Here is a 4,701-nt window from a genome sequence, read left to right as displayed (position 1 = left end):
TAGGGCAGCTCCAAGATTATTCCAAGCCGCCAAATCGTGCGGATCAAGCTCTGTAAGGCGTTGATAGGCATGTGCCGCTGCCGAGTAGTTCCCAATTTTATATTCAACAAACCCAACGAGCCGCAGCGTTTGCAGATCATCAGGATGAAGGCTTAAAGCATGTTGCAGCACAGGTGCCGCTTGCGCATAGCGACCGAGGTGCACCAAAGTGATGCCGTAGTGGAGATAGGTGCGAAACGATTCGGGCTTCAAAGCCAACGCCTTCTGGTACTGAGGGATAGCCAATGCGTACTCCCCCATCTCATCTAAGGCTTCGGCATAGGTTTCCCGCAGAGCATAATCGTTGGGTTCTTGTGCTACCGCATCGGCAAAGGCAATGCGTGCCTGCCTCCATAGGTCACCGGCACGGTCTAGATTATGGGCTGCCTGCGCCTTACGGGCCATTTTCTGCAACGCCAGACCGAGATTGAGGGCATAAGTGGCATTATGGGGGTCGCGCCGGTGCGCCCGTGTGTAAGCCTGAACGGCCCCAGAGAGATTTCCCGCCGCCTCCAGAGCGACACCATAGTTGTTTTGAACTTCAGGATCGTTTGGGTCTAGGATAGCCGCATGGCGGTAGGCATCTACCGCCTTGGCATACTCCTTTATCTCAAAGTAGACGCTGCCGAGATCGTAGTAGGCGCTCACAGATTTCGGATCGAGGGCAACAGCGCGCTGAAATTCGCCGATGGCATCGGCATAGCGTTTCAAACCATCGTAGGCGTTTCCGAGGTTGATATGGGTTTCGGGTTGGTTAGGCTGAAGTTGCGCTGCCCTTTTGAGAGGCTCGAGGGCATCTGCATAGTCCCGTCGGCGAAGGGCAATCAGCCCCAAATAGGTGAGAACGCTCACGTTGTTAGGGTCGGAGGCATTAAGACGGCGAAAAATCGCCTCCGCATCGTCGAGCTTACCGGAATTGAAGAGCGTAACCGCATGTTGAAAGCTCTCTTGTAGAGACGTCGAAGTGCCGGCATGAGGCACCGAGGGCTGCGTCCGCGAGGGACTTACCTGACAGAACGCTCCCATAGGCGCCAGCACAAGGCCTAAAAACAGACATACGAGACGCCCTTGCCGCAACAAAAAAATAGCTCTATCTCCTCTCATCGAAGATGCTCACCCTCGCCTAGACCACACGTGTCATTCGCTCGACCTGCGGGTCGGTAAAAATATCGAACTCATCTCGGCTCGTCGTCGAGAACTCACTGACAACCGCTCCCTCCTCACCGGCCTGAAACCAGTGCAAAGTGTTGGGAGGAATGGTGTACTGCTCACCGGGGCGCAGCACGATCTCATGCCAAACGGTGTAGTGAGGCTCTCGGCCCTTTGGCGGCACGGCGCGAGGTTGTGGAGTGGGTTCACCGGGAACGTAGAGATAGACTTCGCCCCACCGACAGCGGAACGTCTCCTCCTTTCCCGGATCGCTTCCGACCGGCGGATGACGATGCTCGGGGCACGTTTGATGCGGAAATAGTACCAACTCCTTTGCGCAGCAACGCGAGGTGTTTACATAGGTAATCAGTTCGAGGCCAGTATGCTCGAGGTCGCTTAGCCCAAAATCGGCTACCTCAATGCGCTCCTGTTCCTCCGGGGTGAGAACGATACCGGCGCGAGAAAGGTACTCAAGGGCTTGCCGTCGTGCCTCCATAAGCTGCTGTTTCGTGATCATCCTTAGCCCTCCTTCGCTCTACGGCTCCTTCAACGGTTTCTACGAGCCTGTTCACATGGCAGCCCAAAGTGACGATTTCGAACCACTGCCTTTTAGAATCTTACCTCACAAGCAGGGTGTTATGGCAGGCGCCACTTCCGCCCCCTAGGCTTCTCCCCATCAGGAGTCCGCTTCTAGATAAGCCTTTGGATACAGACCACCTTTGTCTCCGTCATCTCTTCCATGGCGAAACGCACCCCTTCACGCCCTAACCCGCTCTGCTTACGACCGCCATAAGGCATGAGATCGGAACGAAAAGTGGGCACCTCGTTGATCATCACCGAACCGGCTACAATCGCGTTTGCAGCGCTTAGGGCTTCCTCAATATCTCGCGTATAGATGCCGGCATTCAGGCCGTAAGGCGTTGCATTGGCCATGGCAATGGCCTCGGCTAACGTGTCGAACTCGATGAGGAGCGTAAGCGGGGCAAAGGCCTCGTTGATAGCAATCGGCATGTCTTGCCGAACATCGGTGAGGAGGGTCGGTTCGAAAGCGGTAGGGCCAATGCGTTTGCCCCCGATTGCAGCTTTAGCCCCGGCCTGCATAGCCTCCTGCACCGCTTTCTCCACGCGATCGCACGCCTCTTTAGAGATAAGCACGCCCACATCGGTTGCCTCATCAAGCGGATCGCCCAACCGAAGCTGCCGAATGCGAGCGATGAGCTTTTCGAGCAGCACATCGCGGACACTACGATGCACCAAAATCCGTTGAACCGAGATGCACAACTGACCCGCCACCGCATAGCCGCCACGCACAATGGCCTCTGCAGCCCGGTCGACATCGGCGCTTTGGGTTATGATCACCGGGCTATTGCCGCCTAGCTCTAAGGCCACACGCTTATACCCGGCCCGTGCAGGCAAGCCCATCCCCACTTCACGACTGCCGGTGAAGGTAAGAAAACCGACGTCCGGATGTGCTACCAAAGCGTCGCCGGCCTCTTCACCATAGCCGGTTACCACCTCCAAAGCGCCCTCAGGAAGCCCTGCCTCCCGCAGAACCTCCGCCAGACGCAGCGCGTTGAGAGGGGTCTGTTCTGCAGGCTTTAACACCACGCAGTTCCCCGCAGCCAGGGCCGGCGCGATCTTATGGGCTGCCAAGGCAAGGGGCACGTTCCATGGCGTAATGGCGCCAACAAGGCCCACCGGCTCACGAAGATAGAAACCTATGTGGTTTTCTCCATTTGGGAAAGCGTCAAAAGGCAGAGTCTCTCCATGAAGACGGCGGGCCTCCTCTGCGGCATATTCAAAGATGGCCGCCGCTCTTGCCACCTCGGCTCGCGTCTCGCGAATGGTTTTTCCCGATTCTTGGGTGATGAGCCGAGCGAAGGCCTCTGCGCGTTCTTGTAGCAACTGCGCCGTTTTCTTGAGAATGGCAGCGCGACGATGCAACGGCATCTGGCGCATCGTCGGCAAGGTCTCCTTCGCACGACGCACCGCCGCATCTATCTCGGCGGCTCCCCCGCGTGGCACCCTCCCCACACACGCCCCCGTATAGGGGTTGATCACTTCAATGGTTTCCGACATAGCCATGGCTCCTTCGCAACGTTGTTAACGCAGAGAGGCTTCTCCTTCTCTGAAGAAGCTGCTGGGTTCTACCCTTTCGGTACGTCGGGGAGAAGAGGTTCGTTCTTTTTGTTGGAAACGCCTCTCGTCGTTTTGGGGCTATCGGAGACAAAAGAGGAGGGGCTAGAGAAGAGGGCGGAACACAGTAAAGACCCCCTCTCTAGCCCCCAGAACTTTTGTGGTCAATCTATACGAGGGCACAAGCGCGTTTAAGCGATGCGCTGGCTCCTTTTGCGCGATTTGGTAGGGCTGGGCACCGCACCAACAGGCTTTTCGGCGCCGGTGAGATTTTGCAGAATCTCCTCCATAATAGAGTGCTTTGTGCTATAACGCTCATCCTGCACGATCACCTGCTTGCCCACGCGCGTTAATGGGTTGATAACCAGAGGGCCGAGCAGATTGGCCGTCATCTCACGAGGACGCCCTGGTGGAACCGTCACCACTGCAAAAACAAGCGCCGGTATCTCCGGTGTAAGCCCTAAGAAGCGGGCGTCTTGATCGGAGATCGTAGGCGTGTAGTCCGGCCGAAAGATTCCCGGCTGGATAATGGGGAAGGCAAGGGCAGGCTCGTCCAGCGACTGTAGCCATCGTAACGCACCTTGATCGTCCGTGCAGACCACCGTATACCGTGTGAACATCTCGAAACCGATAAGCCCCTCAGGAAAGGTGAGCACCAGATCGGATGCAACCTCCAACGTGCCGAAGCGTGTCGTCTCGACTCGAAAGGTAGCAGGAGCTATGCCCGTTGTGCATGTCTCTTGAGCGACCTCTTGCCCCTCCATTGAAACGCCGTATATTTCACCATTATTAACCTGTTTGTCGAGTACCATAACCATCTTTTTCACTTTCATTTTAGAATAAGGTTCTTAGGCCTACCTGAGAAAATCCAGCAGGCTATATTGGTAGGCATGGGCTGTGGCCATTAATGCCGCCTGATAGGCCGTTTGGGCGGTCTGCAGGTCTACCATACCCTGAGCCATATCGGTGTCCTGCACTTGGGCGAGCAGGCTGGTATTGCCGATAGAGACCTGTGAGTTTCGCAGTTTTTCTCCGTTCAGCATGTCTATCTTGGCGCCGACACCCGCGCGCACGCTCAGCAGATTGCCCAACTGCGTATCTATGTTGGCCACATCCACGTTGGAGATGGTGGAGAGCTGCCCGTTTGCGATGTCGTTTTGCAGCGAACTCAGAGTATTCAGAATCGGCATAAACACCTGGTCACCGGTAACGTTGATCGTCACCGATTCCCCCACGTTGACATCGAGGCTAATGTCCCCATCTCCGGTGGCTGCCGAGCCGCCGGAATATACAAACCCCGAAGGGGTTTGCGCGAGAGGCGCCGTTTTCGTGCGCTGACCGGCAAAAATGTAGCGCCCCTCATAGCTGCTGTTCCCC

Annotated in this window: 5 protein-coding genes; all 5 read right to left on the bottom strand. The window is 56.4% G+C overall.

What is annotated here, in order from left to right; all coding sequences use genetic code 11:
* A partial coding sequence (locus VKV18_RS05355) for a tetratricopeptide repeat protein (protein ID WP_324203195.1) occupies window positions 1–1,119 on the bottom strand: 1,119 nt, incomplete at its 3' end.
* 43 nt (window positions 1,120–1,162) lie between these two features.
* Entirely contained in the window at window positions 1,163–1,705 is a 543-nt protein-coding gene (locus tag VKV18_RS05350; RefSeq protein ID WP_324203194.1) for a D-lyxose/D-mannose family sugar isomerase, read from the bottom strand.
* Window positions 1,706–1,878: 173 nt separating this feature from the next.
* Window positions 1,879–3,267: an aldehyde dehydrogenase family protein gene (locus VKV18_RS05345; protein WP_324203193.1), complete on the bottom strand. Its 1,389-nt coding sequence runs from the start codon at window positions 3,265–3,267 to the stop codon at window positions 1,879–1,881.
* Between the two features lie 248 nt (window positions 3,268–3,515).
* A complete protein-coding gene (fliW, locus tag VKV18_RS05340) occupies window positions 3,516–4,157 on the bottom strand; it encodes a flagellar assembly protein FliW (RefSeq protein WP_324203192.1) in 642 nt (213 codons plus the stop codon).
* A 21-nt stretch (window positions 4,158–4,178) separates the two neighbouring features.
* Window positions 4,179–4,701: flagellin (locus tag VKV18_RS05335; RefSeq protein ID WP_324203191.1), on the bottom strand; the 523-nt coding region annotated here is incomplete at its 5' end.

Origin of the sequence: Chthonomonas sp., assembly GCF_035294505.1 — a bacterium.
GTDB lineage: Bacteria > Armatimonadota > Chthonomonadetes > Chthonomonadales > Chthonomonadaceae > Chthonomonas.
The sequence above is the reverse complement of the archived record's forward strand: the minus strand, read 5'-3'. Positions and strand labels throughout refer to the sequence as shown.

What these genes read in the sequence shown, in the direction of transcription:
- VKV18_RS05350 (WP_324203194.1), bottom strand. Translation starts at nt 1,705, where the DNA reads ATGATCACGAAACAGCAGCTTATGGAGGCACGACGGCAAGCCCTTGAG.
- VKV18_RS05345 (WP_324203193.1), bottom strand. Translation starts at nt 3,267, where the DNA reads ATGTCGGAAACCATTGAAGTGATCAACCCCTATACGGGGGCGTGTGTG.
- fliW (WP_324203192.1), bottom strand. Translation starts at nt 4,157, where the DNA reads ATGAAAGTGAAAAAGATGGTTATGGTACTCGACAAACAGGTTAATAAT.